The sequence below is a fragment of the Legionella sp. MW5194 genome (genome assembly GCF_016864235.1).
Classification (GTDB): Bacteria; Pseudomonadota; Gammaproteobacteria; order Legionellales; family Legionellaceae; genus Legionella_C.
Window position 1 is genome coordinate 1993819 of record NZ_CP045732.1, and the last position, 17440, is coordinate 2011258.

Below are 17440 nucleotides of genomic sequence, written 5' to 3' on the forward strand. Positions count from 1 at the left end.
TTTCATCCCTGTCTCAGCACAGTAATCCTTTTCTGAACGATTATCTTATCCTACTCTGCCAAGGATTGCAGCATGCCTGCCTTTTTGTTTTTCATTTACAATCAGGCTAATGCAACGACGTCGCTTTTACAGGGTTAAACCGCCGCCGGCAGGAAATCGTTTGTCCAATTCACCCGCAAACTCTTCAAACGGGGTCGATCCTTCGCTGAACAGCCGTAAGGATGAGGCCTTAAATGCTGCAGATTGATTAAACAGCCATTGACCGAAGCCATTGCTTTTGGTTTTAATCCCCCGGATTAATTGCTCCCGGTCGGCGTCCGGTTGGGACTGAAGGTAGGTCAGAACCGCGTCCTTCAGGGCAGCAGCATCCATGCTTTTAGGGTTTTCGATCGCCATGGATTGATTAAGCAGCATGATAGCCACCCAGTCCCATTTTTTTCTACTGATCGCAAGCGACAGCGGTGTCACACCCTGAGCCGAGGATTTCATAAAATCAGCGCCATGATGAGCAAGTGCTTCAATCATACTCGCCTTGATCTCCCCCCGCATCAGCAGATGAACCGGGGTTTCACCATGCGAGTCTGCCCGATTCACTGATTGAGGATCCAGTTCAAGAAGCGCAACCAGCACCCCGGGTTTCACTTGCCTTGCCGCCTTAAAAAGCGGCGACTCGCTGCCTGGCAATCCGGCCCATAAGGTGTTGTAAGGGGCAAGCGCTTTGATGAGATGCGCATGGTCATTCAAGATGATTAAATCCATGGGAGAAAAACCGAGGGCCGTTGCTTTTATCAAGTCGCTCCCGTGTTGTGCGGCAAGAAATGCCATAGCCTCTTCATGCCCGTATTGAGCAGCATAGAGCATGGGGGTATAACCGTCATTGTCCTCAACCTGCAGGTATTTTCCGTTTAAATCCGCCAGGTGCCTTAAGGTCTTTACATCGCCGTGCATGGCTGCCACATGGGCAATGCGTGTGCCTCCGGTTTGCACGGCTGTTTTTTTTGTTGTTTTTTCTGCAGCGTCTTTGGTGATTGTCCGGGATTGCCTGAACTGATCAAACTGCGCCCGCACGGGCTTAAGGCATGGGTTTTTTGCAACCGTAAAAATCTGCACTTCAAAGGCGCTGTTCGTTTTGTCATGAAAAGCACTGATTATTTCAGACGCCAACTGCCTGGAAGGGATTTTTTTAGTGGGCAATTGATTGGGATCGGTAAAAAGCCAGGCCTCTTCGGCCGGGAGGTATTTGATGCGAAGACGATGAAGGGGGCTGTAGAGACTGATGGAAAGCCGGGTATTGGCTTTGTCGCCGGCATTTTTCTCATACTCGGTTAAAACCGTGCCCAAATCGTTTAAATACCGTTTTAATTTTTTTTCATTGCCTATAAACGGTTCAGAATACACCTTTTCCACGCCGCCCAGCGCAGCGATTTTTTTAGAGCCAATCACGCCGGATAATTGTTCAATGTCTGCTTTGGCGATAAATTCACCCAAAAAATCCCGATACCGCTCGGTATGATGCGCCAACTCGATGCCGGCAAAGAACGCATCAATGCCCATTATCCGTTTTTCAAAGGACGTTAATTTTTGGTGTTTCTTCACTTTATCGCGAATCAGCCGCAGCATTTCTCTGACATCAGTCGTGCCGTCATACGTTATCTTTGCGGCATGAAGTTGGTTGATTAACTCAATGCGCTGATCGAAGCGATGTTCTTCATCAACCAGCTCCGCATAGGCTGTCATGCAGATTAACCCCGCGCATATCCCTTGCTGATTAGCGGTATAGCCAAATTTTTTCATCAACGAAATCAGAGGAACCTGGGTGGACGGCATGATCGTTACTCATTACAGCATTTCTCAACAGTATAATACATCAGGATAATACATCAGAGCCTATCAGGCTTGATAACACCTGAAATCCACTGATCCTCCTAGCGACATTCCATCCCCCTGGAGAAATCATCATGCCGACCACAACAAGAAACACCCTGGAGGCGTGAGCCGTTTTCATCGATTTCTATCCATCTTGTTAAACAGGGGATATTCTTTTATGATACCCCCGCCTAACCTCTTGATTCGTCATCAAAATGGACATCGCCCTTTTACAGGAAGTAAAACGAAGAAAACCTCCCTTTCTGGAGCTTTTACGTCTTGCCTTGCCGATCAGTGTAAGCCGGCTGCTTCATGTCTGCGGGCATTTTATGGTGATGATGATGGTTGCGAGACTCGGTGAAGCGCAACTCGCAGCGGGTTCTTTGGCCATCTCAAGCTACATGGTTATCTTAACCCTGACCACCTCTATCTTTTATGCTATCAGCATCCTTATCCGCTCACAGCCTGAGCCTTCCGCCTACTCTCAGCGACTTCTTGTGAATGCCTTGCTTTTAGCCTCAGCCATTGCCCTGCCTGCGGCCTTAAGCCTGATTTGTATGGATAAATTATTGCTATTATTTCATCAGGATGCCGCACTGGTCGCTTTAACACGGGATTATTTTTTCTTTTCCGCTCTCGGTCTTTTTCCCCTCTTGTGGCTTACCGTTATTCTGCAATTTTATTTAGGGACCGGTAATGCCCGGGTGGGGTTATGGATTGAACTGATCAGTCTTCCCTTGACCCTTGTTGCCGCTTACTGCCTGGTACCATACTGGCATCTGGCCGGCGCTTCTTTGGCCAGTTTATGCGTACAACTTCTGCTGGCATGCGGCCTGTTTTACCTCGTTTGCCGCAAAAACCAACGGTTAGTGCATGGGATTCTGGCACCCGATTGGCATTTGTGCCGCGCGATTCTCACACTCGGACTGCCTATCGGCATCCAATTCGGCGGAGAACTGGCAGTCATGGCTTTTGCCACCTACCTGATGGGTTATTTTGGTGTCAATGCCCTGGCTGCACTGCAAATAACCAATCAGTATGCGCTGCTCTTTTTTATGCTTAATTTTGGTTTATCCCAAGCCCTGGCATTAAAAATCAGTGAAGAACGACGAAAGCAGCACCCCGCTCTTTCAGACATTCTTCTGGCAGCCCTGTGCCTTTTTGCGGCATACATGCTACCCGTTGTTGTCTTGTTTTCGTTTTTTTCTAACGAACTGATCCGTTTTTATTTTGGCAACGCGCCCCTTTCCCATTCATTTTATTCTCTGTCCAAGGCTTTTTTTTTGTTGAGCGCCGGTTTTCTTGTCATTGATGGATTGCGTAACCTGCTCTCTTCAGCCTTGCGTGGTTTCCATGATTCAACCCATTCGAGCCGCATTAATTTGCTGGCTTTATGGGGTGTTTCATTGCCCTTCTGCGCGGTAGCCGCGTTTCCCCTGCATGGCGGCCCCATTGGCCTGCGTCTTGGGTTTTTAAGCGGTTTTATCCTGGCGGTGATGTTGTTGAGCAGAAATTTGTTGCATAAGCTCAAGCACACCCGCGATGTTCATTCATTTACACAAAAGGAAGATCGTTATGCCTGAAACGCAAGGTATTTTCTGGTTGGCTTCGTATCCGAAATCTGGAAATACCTGGTTTCGTATTGTCTTGTCACAATTATTACAGCCGGACTCCCACTTAACCCTCATCAACAACATGGACAGTATCCTGGGCTCGCCAATGGTCGCCAACCGCGGATGGATGAATAAAGCCCTAGGCTTTGACAGTGCCGAGTTAAGTGATGATGACGTGGATAAACTACGTCCCAAAACCTATGCGTCTTATGCGGCGGCGCTTAAGCGTCCAGTGTATATTAAAGTTCACGATGCCTACACGTTCATTGATGAACATCAACCGCTCTTTCCGAGTGAAGGCTGTCTGGGTGCGATTTATTTTATTCGTAACCCGCTTGATGTGGCCATTTCGATGGCTCATCATGTGCAATGCCCTCTGGACTGGAGTATCCACATGATGGGACACCCCGGTTTCGAAGTCCCCCTTCCCGGACAACGCGATAAACAACTACGTCAGAAATTATTATCCTGGTCGCAACATGTTGAAAGCTGGACGCTGCTTCCAGATTTCCCGGTGCTGGTTCTGCGTTACGAAGACATGTTGATGGATCCGGTGTCCTCGTTCAGCAAGGCATTGCATTTTCTGAATCTTGATTTCACCCTGGAAAAAATTAGCCAAGCCGTTGAGGATTCGTCGTTTGAAAAACTGCAGGATTTTGAACGACAGGTTGGTTTTAAGGAAAAACAAAACGGGCCTTTCTTCCGTAAAGGCATTGCCGGCGATTGGCTCAATACATTGACGGAAACGCAAGTAAACCAGATTGTGAACCAGCATGCCGCAGTCATGCAACAATACGGCTACCTGAATGCGCAGGGGCGATTGCCAGCCGGGCCTGCAACCACAGCAAAAATCGCCGATCCTGCCTAGGGAAAAGGAATTTTTACAAGGTAGGCATTCTCAGGAGTAATGTTTAACGCTCTGGCATAGGGGTTATCAACATTAAGTCCATTATTGAGCGACATGTGGGCAAAAAAATCCGGACTCATGATTTTGGTAAAATGAAGCCCCAGCGCATCATCGAAAGCATGGTAATAGAAAATATCGGTACTCAAGGCGCTTAAAGCCGATAAGACCTCTTCATACCGGTATTCTTTAAGCGCATGCACATCGTCAAGGGTAGCCACTTTACACGGAATCGCTGTTTTAAAAAAAGGGATGGTTTCTTTGATTCCGGCATGATTGCATTGCTGAAATTGCAGGTGGTATCCAGCACCGGCTTTATTGGCCAATCCCTCCGAGCATTCCATGTTATATAAAAAGGTATAACACTGATAAAGTTCCTCGAGGGAAGAAGTTAACGCTTCCCTGAGTGTCAGGCCGCTGCTTGAACCGATGGAATACTGCACCATGTCGTTGGGGGAATGGGCAAAATAAAACAGGATCACCGTATGGCCTGGCAAATGGTTGCCATTGGCAAAAATGCACAGGTTCCCGTTATCGAGCAAACGCTCTGTCAATTCCCTGTAGGGCGTGAGTTCTTTCAGCAATTGCGGGTCGATGGCATAGTGACATCGCTGTGAAAGCCAACTGCCCAGCAGCGCCTGGCGTTCAATGAATTCCATCAGCGAATTGTAAAGGGCTTTTTCCCGAACAGGGTGAGACGCACAGGCGCAACTGTCGCTGAAATAAAGGTAAGGTGCATCCTCTTTTCGCCCGTTTAACGAAATGGCATTATGGAAATAATCGGCGGGCGTGTTGTCAAACAGATTATACACCCGGGTAAAGGCAAATTCATGCGCAAGGCAGGCCTCGGCGTCCCGACCGTCCTGACACAGAGACAGTAATTTTTCCTGCCAGGGAAGCGGTTTCACGTCGGCGAGTTTCTTCTTACTATCCACAGGCACTTTGGTAAACAAGTGATTACGTTCATAAAATTCGCCATAAGCTTTTCTGGGCAGGTTAAGTCCAATTCCCGTACTGCCGCCATAGCTGATGATGCCGTCTATCACCGCTGATCGCGGCGTGGACAGGTTGCTGTCCATGCACAGCTTGAATTTTGTGGCATGGTGAATGGAAGCATGGGACGCTGAGGCATAAGGCAGATGCTTTTGCCGGGTTAAATTCAAGTCAGTCATTTGACGCACCGTATCCAAATAATTGCATGGTTAAAGGCAGGTAAACAGTCGGATCCAAATCCAGTGCGCGCATTAATTGATGATCACTGAACGACGACCACACCGTGCTTCGCAGGCCCAACGTCTGAGCGGTACACAACGCCTGCTGATACATGGATCCCGCTTCCATGACCGCATGACGATAACCGCGGTAGCGGTATTTAAACAGCGCTTTGCCAATGTGAGCGATATACAAAACAGCAAAGGCAGGACAACTCTCCGGCGTCATTAATCCATGCAGTAATTGCTCAAAAAACACAGCACTCGACAGGGTCTTTATGCGTTGCAATGTGTTGCTTAACGGTCTGAAATGATAAGCGCCAGAGGTGACTTGAGCAGCGTGAGTGAGTCGCTCCTCAAACAGAAAAACCAGCGGTTCAACTGGGTACAACCCACCTGCCGAAGGATAAGGGCGATGATTGCTGTCATTGGGTGAAAACGAATGAATCAACAGGGTTTCAATCAGCGGGAAATCAACCGCTTTTTGTGCAAAACGTGTGGTGGACGCCTCGCGGGAAAACAAGGCCTCTTCCGGCGTTTGACAGGCCACATCATGGTGATGAAATGGCGAAATTTCACATTCAGTGAACTGAACCCGGCTGATGGCACGCTGATCGACATTGGTAATTGCCAGATTACCGAAATCCAGCATGGTGATGCTCTCTTTGGCATGCGTTTTCAGAATATCCTGATAGACTTGCGCGTCCAGATGCCCTTCCACTAACCCGCTGATAAACGGCTTTTTAAGCGTGGCACTCATTCAACACGCTCCTCTTGCCGATTGGATAAGTCAAGCCGTCTGTCTTCTTCGGCAAAGGGGGAATGCACAGCAATTTCCTGATGCACGGTAAAACTGCTCAAATCCACATGCCAGAACCAATTGATTTTATCGAGCGGGGTTGGCGGGCCCCATAACTGGGTAAACTGCGCCGCAAACTGATGCAGGCAGTATGCTATATACCCTTGTTGGCAAGCATTAACCGGTGAATCCGGGAATTGATCCGCCCCCTGCTTTAACAGCTCGCGGTAAAACAATAACCAATTATTTCTGGTTGCCGGGATGTCGCTTTTCAGGTAGCCGATCAACTGATGGAGGTTCGAAAAATGGCTGGGTAAGCCACTGTCTTTAAAATAAAGATTATCAATGATAAGCAACTTGTGCAGCACGCCGGCGGTAATGAAATAGACCTGGGACGGCATCTCCCGATACAAGGTTTTAAAATCAGCATGCGAGTAATTTTTACGATAAAAAATCACCAGACTTGAGGGGGAGTAGAGATGAGGATGCGATGCCGTTACAAGATGGCAATCGTATTCTTTTTTCAGCGTGTCCTGAAGTAATTCCGCCACCAGGGTGTCGTCGCTGTTAATGTAAATCGCGGGGAACTTCCTCGCCTGCATGGGTTTTAACACATTAAGCTGGCTGATTAATACTTTTTTAAGTGTGTCTACCTCAACCCCATGATTCAGGGCAAGGGCTATCAGATGGTCCTGGCTGATTTCAAGCCGGGGTTGATTTTTTAAGGCATACAACAACGCCTTCAAGGTTTGGCTCGGGATCTTGATACCCTTGCCGTAATTACTTAAATACAATTCCAGATCTGTTTCGATTAACTCATAGTCATTAATGATATACACCGCATTCATCCTTATACAAAACGTCAACGATTGGCCTTCTTAATTCGGGATTAAACCTCTTCAACACAGGGTCTTTTTACCGCTGTTTCCGGTTTATGCCGCAGGAGATTCCTGAAAACAACCACCTTTTTTTCAACCAGGCCTTGCAAGGCAAGCTGTTCATTGGCTTTAAACTGATGATAAGAGAGACCTTCCTTGTGCTTAAGCCGCTTAATTAATTCGATAGAAAGGGGATCCGAAAGACGCTTGTTCAGGAAACTGCGATGGTATTTTAATTCAAGGCCACCGTCCTTCGTTTGTATCGATTGAATCGCGGGCGTGAGCTGTACTTGAACGTCATTGAGCAGCGCGTTTTTCTTTTCCTCACTCAAGGCAAGTCGTCTGCCCCGGTAATAACAGGCTTCACATCCGTTGAGTGCAGCAATCACAAAGGCCTCATCGGCTGAAACATCAAGCCGTTCCTGCCCGCTATCGACGTACAGGACGGTATGATTTTCATCCATGGCGAGCGACTGTTTCAGAAATCGCGACACGCAAGCCTGCAAGCGTTGCCGGACCGGTGAAAAATCAGGGCAAGACGTTAGCGAGGTTGCTGTCGAATAAACCATCACATGGCGGTCCGCATAGGCGGTGTTTACGGTTGTTTTTTTGGCGGTAAACCCATACAGGCACTCCTTATCAGCGGGTAAATCCATACCAACGGCCTTCAGCAGCTGCATTATTTTCCCGTACAGAAATTCATCCGCCTTCGCCACCGACAATGGCTTTAAAATATCAGTTATTTTTTCCTGAGCCAGAATCAGGCGTGGACGCCAGGACAAGGCGTAGGGATTATCGCAGGCCAGCCAGTGCAAGGCGGCATTTACCCAGAAATGCAATGCCTTTTCGTGGTGTCCTTGCGCCTCGTAAACAGCGCCGAGGTTCATGCAGTAATAAATCTGATCGTAAACGGTGTAGCCTCCACCGCTGATTTCGTCATAAGCCAGGTTATAATAATGCAATGCGTCATCGAATTGTTTCGCTTTTTTATACAAGCGGGCAATGTTGATGAAATTCACGTAGTTTAAGCCTGTAATCCTTATTTGGTGATCTTCAATGAATGTTTTGATGCGCATTTCCAATGCTAACGCCGTGTCTTCTCTTCCTTGAAGAACCAGAAAGAGTGCGTAAAGATTGAGGCGATAAAGCGAATTTTCATCAGTAAGCGGCATGTCCTCATGAACCTGACAGGCTTTAAAATGGTTTGCGGCCACAGGTAAATTGCGAGTGAGCGTAGCAGAGTAGGCCTTGATAAAATGCAGGCTTGCGGCATCTGCCGAACTGAGGCTCACCAGGGCATCAGGAAGCGCTTTGGCGGTGACCTCTTCATACTGGTGGGCAAGAAAGCGGGTCAATAACAAGTGCATCAGCACACTTTCCCGCTGGGATGTCGACAAGTGGCAGCGCGTCAATACCTCATCGAGTGCACGGCCCGCTGTTTCAGACGCACCCGCCTTAAGGCAAACCCAGGCATAACCGATTAATTGTTGCACTTCTGCCTCGGTAAGCGTCAACGCCTCCTTAAAGTTAAAATCAAACCCCACCGCCTCAAGCAGAGCCTGAGGCCCTTCCAGACACGGGACGGTAGGAGTCAAATCGGTTTGATAGGCAATGTCCCAGGAGGCTTCCCCGACGGATGACAGGGTCTGCTTAAGTTTCTGCAGGTGTTCAGGTTTGACATGAAAAACAAAGCGCACCCTGACTGAATGGTTTAAAAACAAAAACAGGTAGAGGTTATCACGGCTTAGCCACCCGTCGGCTGTCTGCACATGCAATTCCAGTGAATTCACCGCCTTTGCGCGAAGCAAAGCCTGGACCTGCAGGCTTAAGGCCTGTGCCCGAATAGCGGTTGGCTGGCCTAAGGATTCGAGGTTAATCCAGTCATTGATGGTGGTCAGTTCACAGAGAGGTGTAAAAACCTGCATCGGTAAAGCGGGTAAAGGCGACAGCGCTTTGGCGATATCAACAAACGCCTGGAAAGGACAAAGAAAATTGCCGTTAAGGTTTACAGTTAACTTCATGATACACCGTCTTGGAATGAATAAAGGCGACACCCTTGCAGGAAGGCTGCAACGGGCTTTTAAGAGAATCTGTTTTATCCGACCAAAAAGCCTGGCCGATGACCAGGCTTTCCGAGAGATGAAGTCAGAGACTTACTTCGCAGCATCCGTGGTATCAGCCATCTCTGAAGTCGCCGCTGTGCAACAGCAGCAGCAGGAAGACAGCGAAGGCTCGAAAAATTCACTGTCGTCAAACAAAACTTCCGCTTCGAGCGTATCCTGACGGTTTAAATTGTCCATAATTTAGCTTCCTTAGGTTAATTAAACGGGTAATGCGTAGTTAATGCCCAGACTTAAATTCAAATCACCATCACCAAAGGTTCTGCTGACCGGAATTTGATACTCCAGGTTGAATTTCGCACCAAAATTATTAGCGAAGCGGTACATGACAAAGCCTTCGACCAGAGGGTTAATCTGAGTGCGGCCCTGGAATGTTTCTGATACCGGGTTGTCAGCGGAAATATGGATTCGCGCTTCCCCTTTATTCAAGGTTTCAACAACCGCACCGCCACCCAGTCCATAAGAAAGCTGATTAATGTTGCCCCATACCTTGTCGGCGGTGAAAGCCAGCTTTGCCGGTTGCAGTTCAATGACCGTACCCGCTGCGTAATTGGTCTCTTCCTTGCTCTCATAAAGGCTATACCGAGCATTTAACAGCCAGCTTGGGAAATAAAACGACAGCCCCATGTAGCCACCCCAGAAATTTTTAGGGTAAAAATTGTTGGGATTGATTGAAAATCCGGCCGGGGTTACGGGCGTAAAGGATTCAGCGAAAACGGCGCTGTCTTTATAAAATGCATGCGTAAAAGCCAAGCCGCCTTCGATTAAAAAAAACTTTTCTGATGCAACCACAGGCCCCATGGTTCCTGCAAACGCTGACGTTGATGCGATAGCCAGAGCTAAACCGATTTTACTTTTCATTCAGAGTCCTTCTGTGATGATATTTTAATACTTCGGAGAATTCAGAGGCCGCCTATTTGTCCCAATAGAGCCGCACCCACTCTGATCTGTTTCAAAGATCATTAGCCCATTGTAAAGAGCAAAAAAACCTTTGTAAACAATTACTTCATAAGCAGCCTTTTCAACTGCTTTTTGAAGGCATTCCAATAAAAATTAACTCAGAATGACTAACAAAACAGCTTAAGGTGGCTTACAATTCTATTATCTCGGTAATTGGATTTTATATGTCAGATTACAATGTAAGGCTGCAATGGCAACGGACAACGCCTGATTTTCAATACCCCTCCTATGATCGCAGGCACACCGTCTATTTCTACGGAGGTCCAAAAATCGACGTCAGTTCGTCCGCCAATCTACTGCGCAATCCTCAATACCAGGCCCCGGAAGAATTATTAGTGGCCTCGGTAGCCAGTTGCTTTTTACTCACGTTCCTTGCCCTGTGTTGCAAACAGGGTTATGTGGTAGACCACTACAGCGACCACGCCACGTGCATCCTCGATGAGAACATCATGGCAGTTTCTGAAGTGATTCTTCGACCTGAAATACGCTTTCAGACCGATAACAAACCGGATGACTCTTCCTTACAACAGTTATTTAAGGAAGCTCACACCGCCTGTTTTATTGCCAATACGCTGAAAGCCACCCTTTCAGTTAATCCGGTGGTTGAATAACGAGGAAGCGAATCATGCTCAATATCGCCGTTGTCGGTTGCGGTATTGCAGGGCCCGCGGCAGCGCTTTTTCTTAAAAAAAGCGGCGCTCAAGTCACGGTTTTTGATAAGGTCAGCACGCTTGTTCCAGTCGGTGCCGGTTTTCTGCTGCAACCGGCCGGTCTTCATATTCTTTCAAAGCTTAATCTTGTCAGACCACTGCTTGAAAAAGGGGTGCCTATCCACGGGCTACACGGCAGAAACCATAACAACAAGGTGGTACTGGATTTAAAATACCGCGATTTAGTCCCGCATCATATGGGGTTAGGCCTGCATCGTGCCGTGCTGTACGAGGAATTATTCAAAGCCATGCAGGCGCAGGGAATAGTCATCAACAACCCCTGTGAAATTACTCGCATTGACAATCAACCTCATCATGCCGCCCTCTTCGATCGTGATGGCAATCGCTATGGTCCTTATGACTGCGTCGTTCTGGCGGATGGCTCACGTTCCACGCTTCGCCAGGGCCTGACTGTCCGCACACGGGTTAAACCCTATGAGTGGGGTGCGTTATGGGCTATCGGAGACGATGGGGACAATCAATTTAGCCACACGCTGGAACAGGTTTATCATCAAACCGAGATCATGGCCGGCATGCTGCCGATGGGATATAAAAACAACCGGCGTTTAATCAGTTTCTTCTGGAGTCTCAAGCGAGAACAGTTCAGTCAATGGCAAAATACGCCTTTGACGCGCTGGAAAGAACAGGTTGTCAGGCTCTGGCCGCAATTAGCGGCCTTTCTCGACCAATTTACCCGACATGACCAGTTTGCATTGGCTTCCTATTTAGACGTCAGGATGTATCCCTGGCATGAAAAGCGCGTCGTGGTGATAGGCGATGCGGCCCATGGCATGAGCCCGCAACTTGGCCAGGGCGCCAATCTGGGATTAATTGATGCCAGTGTGTTGGCCCAATGCCTGGCAGAGCGTGAGGTGCCCCAAGCCTTAGCCTGCTATTCCAGAGCACGTCGGCCGCAGCTTCGGTTCTATCAAAACGCAAGCCGCTTCGTGACCCCCTGGTTTCAATCTTCTCATCCCCTCATGGGACGATTAAGGGATGTTTTGCACGGGCCTTTTTGCAAAACCCCTCTGTTAAAACAGCAAATGCTTTTGACCTTAGCCTGCATGAAGACAGGGTATTTTTCCTCAACCCCGCTGCAGGCGTTTCCGCCGCTGCAATAATATTGCCTGCTCACGTTGCCTTTATTGGCTTTTCTTAGACAAACTCAAGAAAGACGCCTGATCACTGAGCATCTGTTCAAAGGCTTTTTCTGAAGAGGTTTTAACCCAGGGCAGCCATCTGAAGAAATAAGTGAACCGATCCTGTGCCATGGACAATACCCGGAACTCTGAGCTTTCACGTAAACGCCTTGAGCATTGCTTAAGACCATTGTCGCTATTGCAGGCTTCAATTTGTTGTTTAAAATCAGCGAGGATGGCCTGTTTTAATTGATCGCCACGAAGGCTTGTAAACGGCCCCTTCTCGATAGTAGCCGGCCAGAAATGATGGCGATTGGTATACAGGTAATAATGGCTGACAGCCGGTAGGGGACGAACCGGTTTTGGAATGAAGGGTTCTTCCTCCCAGTCGGAAGAAGGCTTCGCCTGTGCTGCGTAGGTTTTTTTATTCTCCTCTTCCTTTTTATGGCCCTTTTCGATTTTTTTTCTAATCCGGACCGCTGAGGGTTCTCCCTGCTCGTGCTTATTTAAGGAAAATTCAATCAGGGAAACTTTTTCCCCCACCCTGGATACCAGGGTCACCGCGAGCTTTTCTTTATTTTTGTTGAAAATAACCTGCTCAATTGCTTGCTCAAGGACTGCTTTTTTAATCGCCTGCTCCAGAGAAAGGTCAATATCCATGCGCTTGAGGCGATATTCCCTCACCAGGTGCAGCATCAGATCATAGAAAGAAGAAGTCGATCGTCTGGTCTTTAATTGCTCTAAAACGGATAATTCGTGGTAGGCATCCATTTTTTCAAAGATGGCCTGTTGCCAGTGTTGTTGTTTTTCTTTCATCCGTGCAACAAGCAGATCAATGTTTTTCAGGTATTTTTTATCGTTTCGGTAACGGCGCTGCAATTCGGATAATTCAGACAGAACCGCCAGCAACCGTTTGTCTGAGCGCGCGTGTTCGATTAGAGGACCATAAACATCATCCTGCCTCTTTTGCGAAACAACGGGTTTAATTTGCCGGTGAATTTTTTGTTGTTCAACACCACGCCGCTCGAGGGATAATTGTTTGGGTTTCGCCTCAATCGCCTTCAGCGAGTCTTGAGCGCGAAAGGTATTTTCCGGCCGATCAAGCTCTTTTTTTAAATCCGCCACATCCATGATCAAGTGCTGGCGGGATTGGGTATGCAACTGCCCATTGCCGCTTAAAATCTGCCGGTTTAAATCCGACCGTCGTTTTACCGCCTCCGGTGTATGCGCTTTGATCTCCCGCATTTCGGCTTCCATGGCGCTGATTTTTTCAGAGAGGTCCTCGTAGTCCTGCGTGGTCAGAAACGCGCGAGCATGCCCGAGCTGTATTCCTTCCAGTTTGCCCTCAATGCCAAGTTGAGTCACCAGCTCCACTCGCATGCCGACGTAGGGTGTGTCTGTCAACACGGGACTGGTCACTGTGTGCACAGCAACTGCGCTAAATCCCTTGCGAAATAATCGGTAAGCCAGTTCACGTGCATAACAAGGCTTTTCGGCTGAGTCGTTTAGGCCGGCTTCGCAGGCAATCAGGTACAAATCCCTCAGTTCACCGCGCTTTTTCTTTGGGATCATGTCCGCAAAACGCTCGGCCATTTCAGCAGCCGTCAGGCCGCCTAACGTCTGTTTTTTACTTTGCCACAGAGCATAATCGTAAATGACTTCCTGAGTATGCCCAAGAATAACAAAGGGCGACTTGGCGCTGTCAAGGGAGGGCAACGACTCCTCATCGAGTAGCACCGCTTCCTCGCTAATCCCAAATTGCTCTTTGGCTGCGTCACGACTTTTTTCCTCGATGTCCTTAAATAAAAAAAGAGGCATTTTTCACCGGTTTAAGAAAGCCTTAAGCCACTATATAATTTCATGACAGAAAATCCAATATTAAACCTCTAATTGTCTATATTTAATACACATGTACACCGCGGAGCTGTTATGACATCTGAAAAGAAAGAAAACGAGGCCCCGCCTCTTAAAATGCCCTATTCCCTGATTCTTGCCCAATGGATGATTGCCAGCGCTGAACGCCACCCCCTTGCAAAGAGCGCTTCCCAGACCCGTTTAGGCGAGCTTATTCAGGAAAAAAACCTCACGGAGCTGGCTTACTGGCTGCATTTTAATTCGTTTACCAAGTACCAACTTAAGAAAATCACCGAACGTCATGCTGTTGATGCCGACAATCCTTCGGAAGAGCTGCTCAATCAGGTTAACGCGGTTTTGACAGGTTATATTCGGGAACAGGAATTAAAGCGTAGTCTGCCTAAATACCTGGTCAATGAGCTTGGCAGCAGTGACTACCTGCACCTTGAAAAAACCTATAAAAACCTGCTGTTGCGGCTTAAAGGCGAGTACAAGCTGATTGAAAGCGACGTTTTGCCGCTGATTCTGGCTAAAAACCGCCGTTACGCGGCACTGGGGCGGCATGCCAATCTCGAGGTCATCCGTTGCGCCGATTATGCCTCCGCATCCACAGTAAGAAAAATGGCCAAGGCGATTGCTAACCTGGCCAAGGGCGAGCGAAAACAATTTTTTTATTACCATTTGAATGAAGAGCATGCCATCGGCTTCGATGTTGAGCGTGACTCAGACGGCAATTACCGGATTTTTTGCTTTGAGTCAGCGGGCGATCCCCGGCATCTCGAAGCAGTCAATCTGTTATATAAAAAGCTAAGCAGCATGGGACTGCCTTTTGAAATCAAATCCTGCCGCACCGGTTTGCAGCGCGACAGCTATAATTGCGCCGTATACACCCTGGCGGCATTGGGGGAACTCGCCAAATACGAGCATGCCTTTGACTATTTGCCTGCACACTATGAGGAAGATAAACACTTGGCCGCCATGCGTCAGGTTGAAATGCCGGGCAATGCGATGAATCGAGGCAAACGGCTCATTGCTCTTGACGTTCAGGATAAAATCAGTTGGGTCAGATTAAGCGACATGCCAACTAAAATCATTGCCATGAGCCAATCTTACCAGACCATGGAAGACACCCTGGCGCAAGCGGCTGATTTCGATTTGCAGCCAGCGGTTTTTATCGACCTCCATAAACAAAAATATCACTTCAATCAAAGCCGCGAACAGTCGACAAAATACATTAACCAGCGGCGGAAACAACTCTTGAGCCATCTCGATGCCTCGCAACAGGACATCATCGAAAAAGCCTACCGGGAGTATTTCAGCGATTTACCCTGGCTAAACGACATTGATCGCGGTAAAGTCCCTGACTTTCATCAGGAACTGGCTTTGAATGATCAGTTTACGCTGCAAGAAAAGCTGACCCAGCTGGAAAAGCTGTTTTTTGCCATCGCCAATCGTGCCAACCTCAGTAAATACGTATGGCACGACCCCTCAGAAAGCTTAACCCCAGCCCAGTTTCAAGCCCTGCTGGCTATCCGGGTGACTTACCTGCAACTGCTGGCTCAAAAACCTTACTCGGAGGCTCATGCCTTCCTGACCGATGAAAACTCCATGCTCGCCTACCGACTGGAACAATACGCGGACGCCTTTATTCCCGCCATTATCCCGCCGCTCTATGTGGTGTTCAAGGAGGCGTTTAAACGATCTGACGTGATTCATTATTACCGTGAATCGCACTCGGATTTAAGCGAATTAAAAATCAAAAATGCATTACCAGGGCGATTTCAGTCTTCCCCTCCTCCCACAACCGAAGACGTTTTAAACTGGTTGAATGATATGGCTTATGCGTACCAGACTGAGGATGGCAGCTCCTATTTTGATGTTCATCAACAATTTACCTTTCTGGAAGAAGCATTAAGCAGCATTAAGCAACCTGCACTCACGGTCAGTTTTATCACAGCCAGGGCACCGCTCGACAGGGAAGCCTTGGTGCAAACCATTCAGAGTGGCGGTGCTTATGTCGTAACCGGTGATGAAAAAGTGTATTATTTTGATAAAGCCACGGCCACTGCGGTTGAAATCGACGTGACGCCCGTGCAGCTAAAAAAACTCACCGAGATCATTGAAAAAAGCAGGGAAGGGGACGATAAAGCCGCACACGAAGCCTCCTCCCTGTCGTTTGAAAAACCGGTGCAAACACGCATTAAATCCCTGACATTTAATCAATTAAATGCCATTACCTCGGCCATTAATCACCACCCCTATTCTCCTCTTGAGGTTGAAAACTTTCAAAAAATAATGATACTGAGAACCGCTTTTCTTCAGGTGATGGCGCAGGTATTTAGGGAAAACACGTTTTCCGCCATTTACAAGCTTTATACCAAAAGGGAATTGTTATTCAATATTCCTGATCTGATTGCCAACGACGCCCCTTCAGGCAGGGATTTGCTTAAAGCCTTCTTTTCCAAAGACATGCTTCTATATTGCCAATTGTTTTTTGAAAACGACCCGCCCGAGGTTTTTAATGGCTTACACGTCGTCCTCTGCAGCGAGGCGATTGATGCTAAAAAACCCTTGAGCGCGGAAGAAATAACCAGGCAACTCACAGCCCTCCAACAGCAATTCATCACCTTTCAGGGCGAGGCCCTGCTTAGCGCCGAAAACCAGATTAAACTTCTGACAGACCTTGGCCACTACGTGTTGTCAAGCCCCTTACCTGTCGAGGAGAAAAGCGAGTATCTTGAGGCGATCATCACGGTGTACATCACCCTGCTTAACATCTCAAACATGAGTTACTTTAATGCGACCGGAGAGTTGGATCAGTTAGTCCTCTTTCCCCTGCTGGGTGATGTCAAACAAAAGCCCATGACAGCCAACGCCGTCCTGTTGCGTCTGCAAGGGATAAAGGACATCTGCCTTAAATTAAAATTCCTGGATGAAGCCTTTGAAGCCATTCAGTCTTCTGAACTGTACACCCAAAGTGAATCCACTTACACGGAACAACAGATTGCGGATCTGGTCGTCCTGCAAGAGGCCTACCTCGAGCTGCTGCGTCGCGAACCCTATGATCCTTCGGCAAAATACACCAACAGCAACCTTGTCTCCCTGGTGAGCAACTCACCGCTTCTGCAATTTGCCGCTTCACAGAACAAAAAGGACACTACTGCTGTCAAGGCTGCACAGCTTGCCCAGGGTAAAGGCCGTCCTGTTATCAAAAAAGCGGCGGTAAGCAATGAGAATAATAACAATAAAGGCATTTTTTCTTTTACCCGCACCATGGGGCAGCCGTTAATCAGGTGTTTACCCTCTTTAAACCTGAAAAGCGCCCTACTGAAAAAAAACAGGGCTCTGATACACTGAGCGAGATCATTAGCGCCTATTACCGCAAA

At 48.0% G+C, this 17440-nt stretch carries 13 protein-coding genes; 5 read left to right on the forward strand and 8 right to left on the reverse strand.

The genetic code is table 11. The features are described 5' to 3' along the window. Positions 1–126 precede the first annotated feature (126 nt). Positions 127–1827 carry an ankyrin repeat domain-containing protein gene (locus GH742_RS09320; RefSeq protein WP_203454681.1) on the reverse strand — a complete coding sequence of 567 codons (1701 nt, stop codon included), beginning with the start codon at positions 1825–1827 and terminating at the stop codon, positions 127–129. Positions 1828–2081: 254 nt separating this feature from the next. Between GH742_RS09320 and GH742_RS09325 the strand changes: the two genes are divergently transcribed. Both GH742_RS09325 and GH742_RS09330 read left to right on the forward strand, forming a co-directional pair. Then, a complete protein-coding gene (locus GH742_RS09325; protein ID WP_203454682.1) occupies positions 2082–3449 on the forward strand; it encodes an MATE family efflux transporter in 1368 nt (455 codons plus the stop codon). Next, the gene (locus tag GH742_RS09330; protein ID WP_203454683.1) at positions 3442–4347 is read left to right on the forward strand and encodes a sulfotransferase domain-containing protein; all 906 of its coding nucleotides are present in this window, start codon (positions 3442–3444) and stop codon (positions 4345–4347) included. Before GH742_RS09325 ends, GH742_RS09330 begins: the two co-directional genes overlap by 8 nt. Here the strand turns inward: GH742_RS09330 and GH742_RS09335 are convergent. From GH742_RS09335 to GH742_RS09360, 6 genes are all read right to left on the reverse strand, one after another. Beyond that, positions 4344–5555, reverse strand: coding sequence for a YcaO-like family protein (locus GH742_RS09335; RefSeq protein ID WP_203454684.1), 1212 nt, complete (start codon positions 5553–5555; stop codon positions 4344–4346). The two genes, GH742_RS09330 and GH742_RS09335, sit on opposite strands and share 4 nt — an antisense overlap. Continuing rightward, complete coding sequence (locus GH742_RS09340) at positions 5548–6354, reverse strand: SagB/ThcOx family dehydrogenase (protein WP_203454685.1); 807 nt, start codon at positions 6352–6354, stop codon at positions 5548–5550. The genes GH742_RS09335 and GH742_RS09340 overlap by 8 nt, the downstream gene beginning before the upstream one ends. Continuing rightward, positions 6351–7232, reverse strand: a complete 882-nt coding sequence (locus GH742_RS09345; RefSeq protein ID WP_203454686.1) for a hypothetical protein — start codon at positions 7230–7232, stop codon at positions 6351–6353. The genes GH742_RS09340 and GH742_RS09345 overlap by 4 nt, the downstream gene beginning before the upstream one ends. Before the next feature lie 50 nt (positions 7233–7282). Continuing rightward, positions 7283–9292: a tetratricopeptide repeat protein gene (locus GH742_RS09350; RefSeq protein ID WP_203454688.1), complete on the reverse strand. Its 2010-nt coding sequence runs from the start codon at positions 9290–9292 to the stop codon at positions 7283–7285. Positions 9293–9424: 132 nt separating this feature from the next. Further along, the gene (locus tag GH742_RS09355; RefSeq protein WP_160160707.1) at positions 9425–9571 is read right to left on the reverse strand and encodes a hypothetical protein; all 147 of its coding nucleotides are present in this window, start codon (positions 9569–9571) and stop codon (positions 9425–9427) included. Positions 9572–9592: 21 nt separating this feature from the next. Beyond that, complete coding sequence (locus GH742_RS09360) at positions 9593–10252, reverse strand: hypothetical protein (protein ID WP_203454690.1); 660 nt, start codon at positions 10250–10252, stop codon at positions 9593–9595. Positions 10253–10515: 263 nt separating this feature from the next. On the opposite strand from GH742_RS09360, the gene GH742_RS09365 reads away from it, so the two are divergent. Continuing rightward, positions 10516–10962: an OsmC family protein gene (locus tag GH742_RS09365; protein WP_203454692.1), complete on the forward strand. Its 447-nt coding sequence runs from the start codon at positions 10516–10518 to the stop codon at positions 10960–10962. Between the two features lie 14 nt (positions 10963–10976). Continuing rightward, positions 10977–12182 carry an NAD(P)/FAD-dependent oxidoreductase gene (locus GH742_RS09370; RefSeq protein WP_203454694.1) on the forward strand — a complete coding sequence of 402 codons (1206 nt, stop codon included), beginning with the start codon at positions 10977–10979 and terminating at the stop codon, positions 12180–12182. A 21-nt stretch (positions 12183–12203) separates the two neighbouring features. Here GH742_RS09370 and GH742_RS09375 read toward each other — a convergent pair whose 3' ends face one another. Further along, entirely contained in the window at positions 12204–14018 is a 1815-nt protein-coding gene (locus GH742_RS09375) for a hypothetical protein (protein WP_203454696.1), read from the reverse strand. 111 nt (positions 14019–14129) lie between these two features. On the opposite strand from GH742_RS09375, the gene GH742_RS09380 reads away from it, so the two are divergent. Next, a complete protein-coding gene (locus tag GH742_RS09380) occupies positions 14130–17411 on the forward strand; it encodes a hypothetical protein (RefSeq protein ID WP_203454697.1) in 3282 nt (1093 codons plus the stop codon). Positions 17412–17440 lie beyond the last annotated feature (29 nt).

What these genes read in the sequence shown, in the direction of transcription:
- GH742_RS09320 (WP_203454681.1), bottom strand. Translation starts at nt 1,827, where the DNA reads ATGCCGTCCACCCAGGTTCCTCTGATTTCGTTGATGAAAAAATTTGGC.
- GH742_RS09325 (WP_203454682.1), top strand. Translation starts at nt 2,082, where the DNA reads ATGGACATCGCCCTTTTACAGGAAGTAAAACGAAGAAAACCTCCCTTT.
- GH742_RS09330 (WP_203454683.1), top strand. Translation starts at nt 3,442, where the DNA reads ATGCCTGAAACGCAAGGTATTTTCTGGTTGGCTTCGTATCCGAAATCT.
- GH742_RS09335 (WP_203454684.1), bottom strand. Translation starts at nt 5,555, where the DNA reads ATGACTGACTTGAATTTAACCCGGCAAAAGCATCTGCCTTATGCCTCA.
- GH742_RS09340 (WP_203454685.1), bottom strand. Translation starts at nt 6,354, where the DNA reads ATGAGTGCCACGCTTAAAAAGCCGTTTATCAGCGGGTTAGTGGAAGGG.
- GH742_RS09350 (WP_203454688.1), bottom strand. Translation starts at nt 9,292, where the DNA reads ATGAAGTTAACTGTAAACCTTAACGGCAATTTTCTTTGTCCTTTCCAG.
- GH742_RS09355 (WP_160160707.1), bottom strand. Translation starts at nt 9,571, where the DNA reads ATGGACAATTTAAACCGTCAGGATACGCTCGAAGCGGAAGTTTTGTTT.
- GH742_RS09360 (WP_203454690.1), bottom strand. Translation starts at nt 10,252, where the DNA reads ATGAAAAGTAAAATCGGTTTAGCTCTGGCTATCGCATCAACGTCAGCG.
- GH742_RS09365 (WP_203454692.1), top strand. Translation starts at nt 10,516, where the DNA reads ATGTCAGATTACAATGTAAGGCTGCAATGGCAACGGACAACGCCTGAT.
- GH742_RS09370 (WP_203454694.1), top strand. Translation starts at nt 10,977, where the DNA reads ATGCTCAATATCGCCGTTGTCGGTTGCGGTATTGCAGGGCCCGCGGCA.
- GH742_RS09375 (WP_203454696.1), bottom strand. Translation starts at nt 14,018, where the DNA reads ATGCCTCTTTTTTTATTTAAGGACATCGAGGAAAAAAGTCGTGACGCA.
- GH742_RS09380 (WP_203454697.1), top strand. Translation starts at nt 14,130, where the DNA reads ATGACATCTGAAAAGAAAGAAAACGAGGCCCCGCCTCTTAAAATGCCC.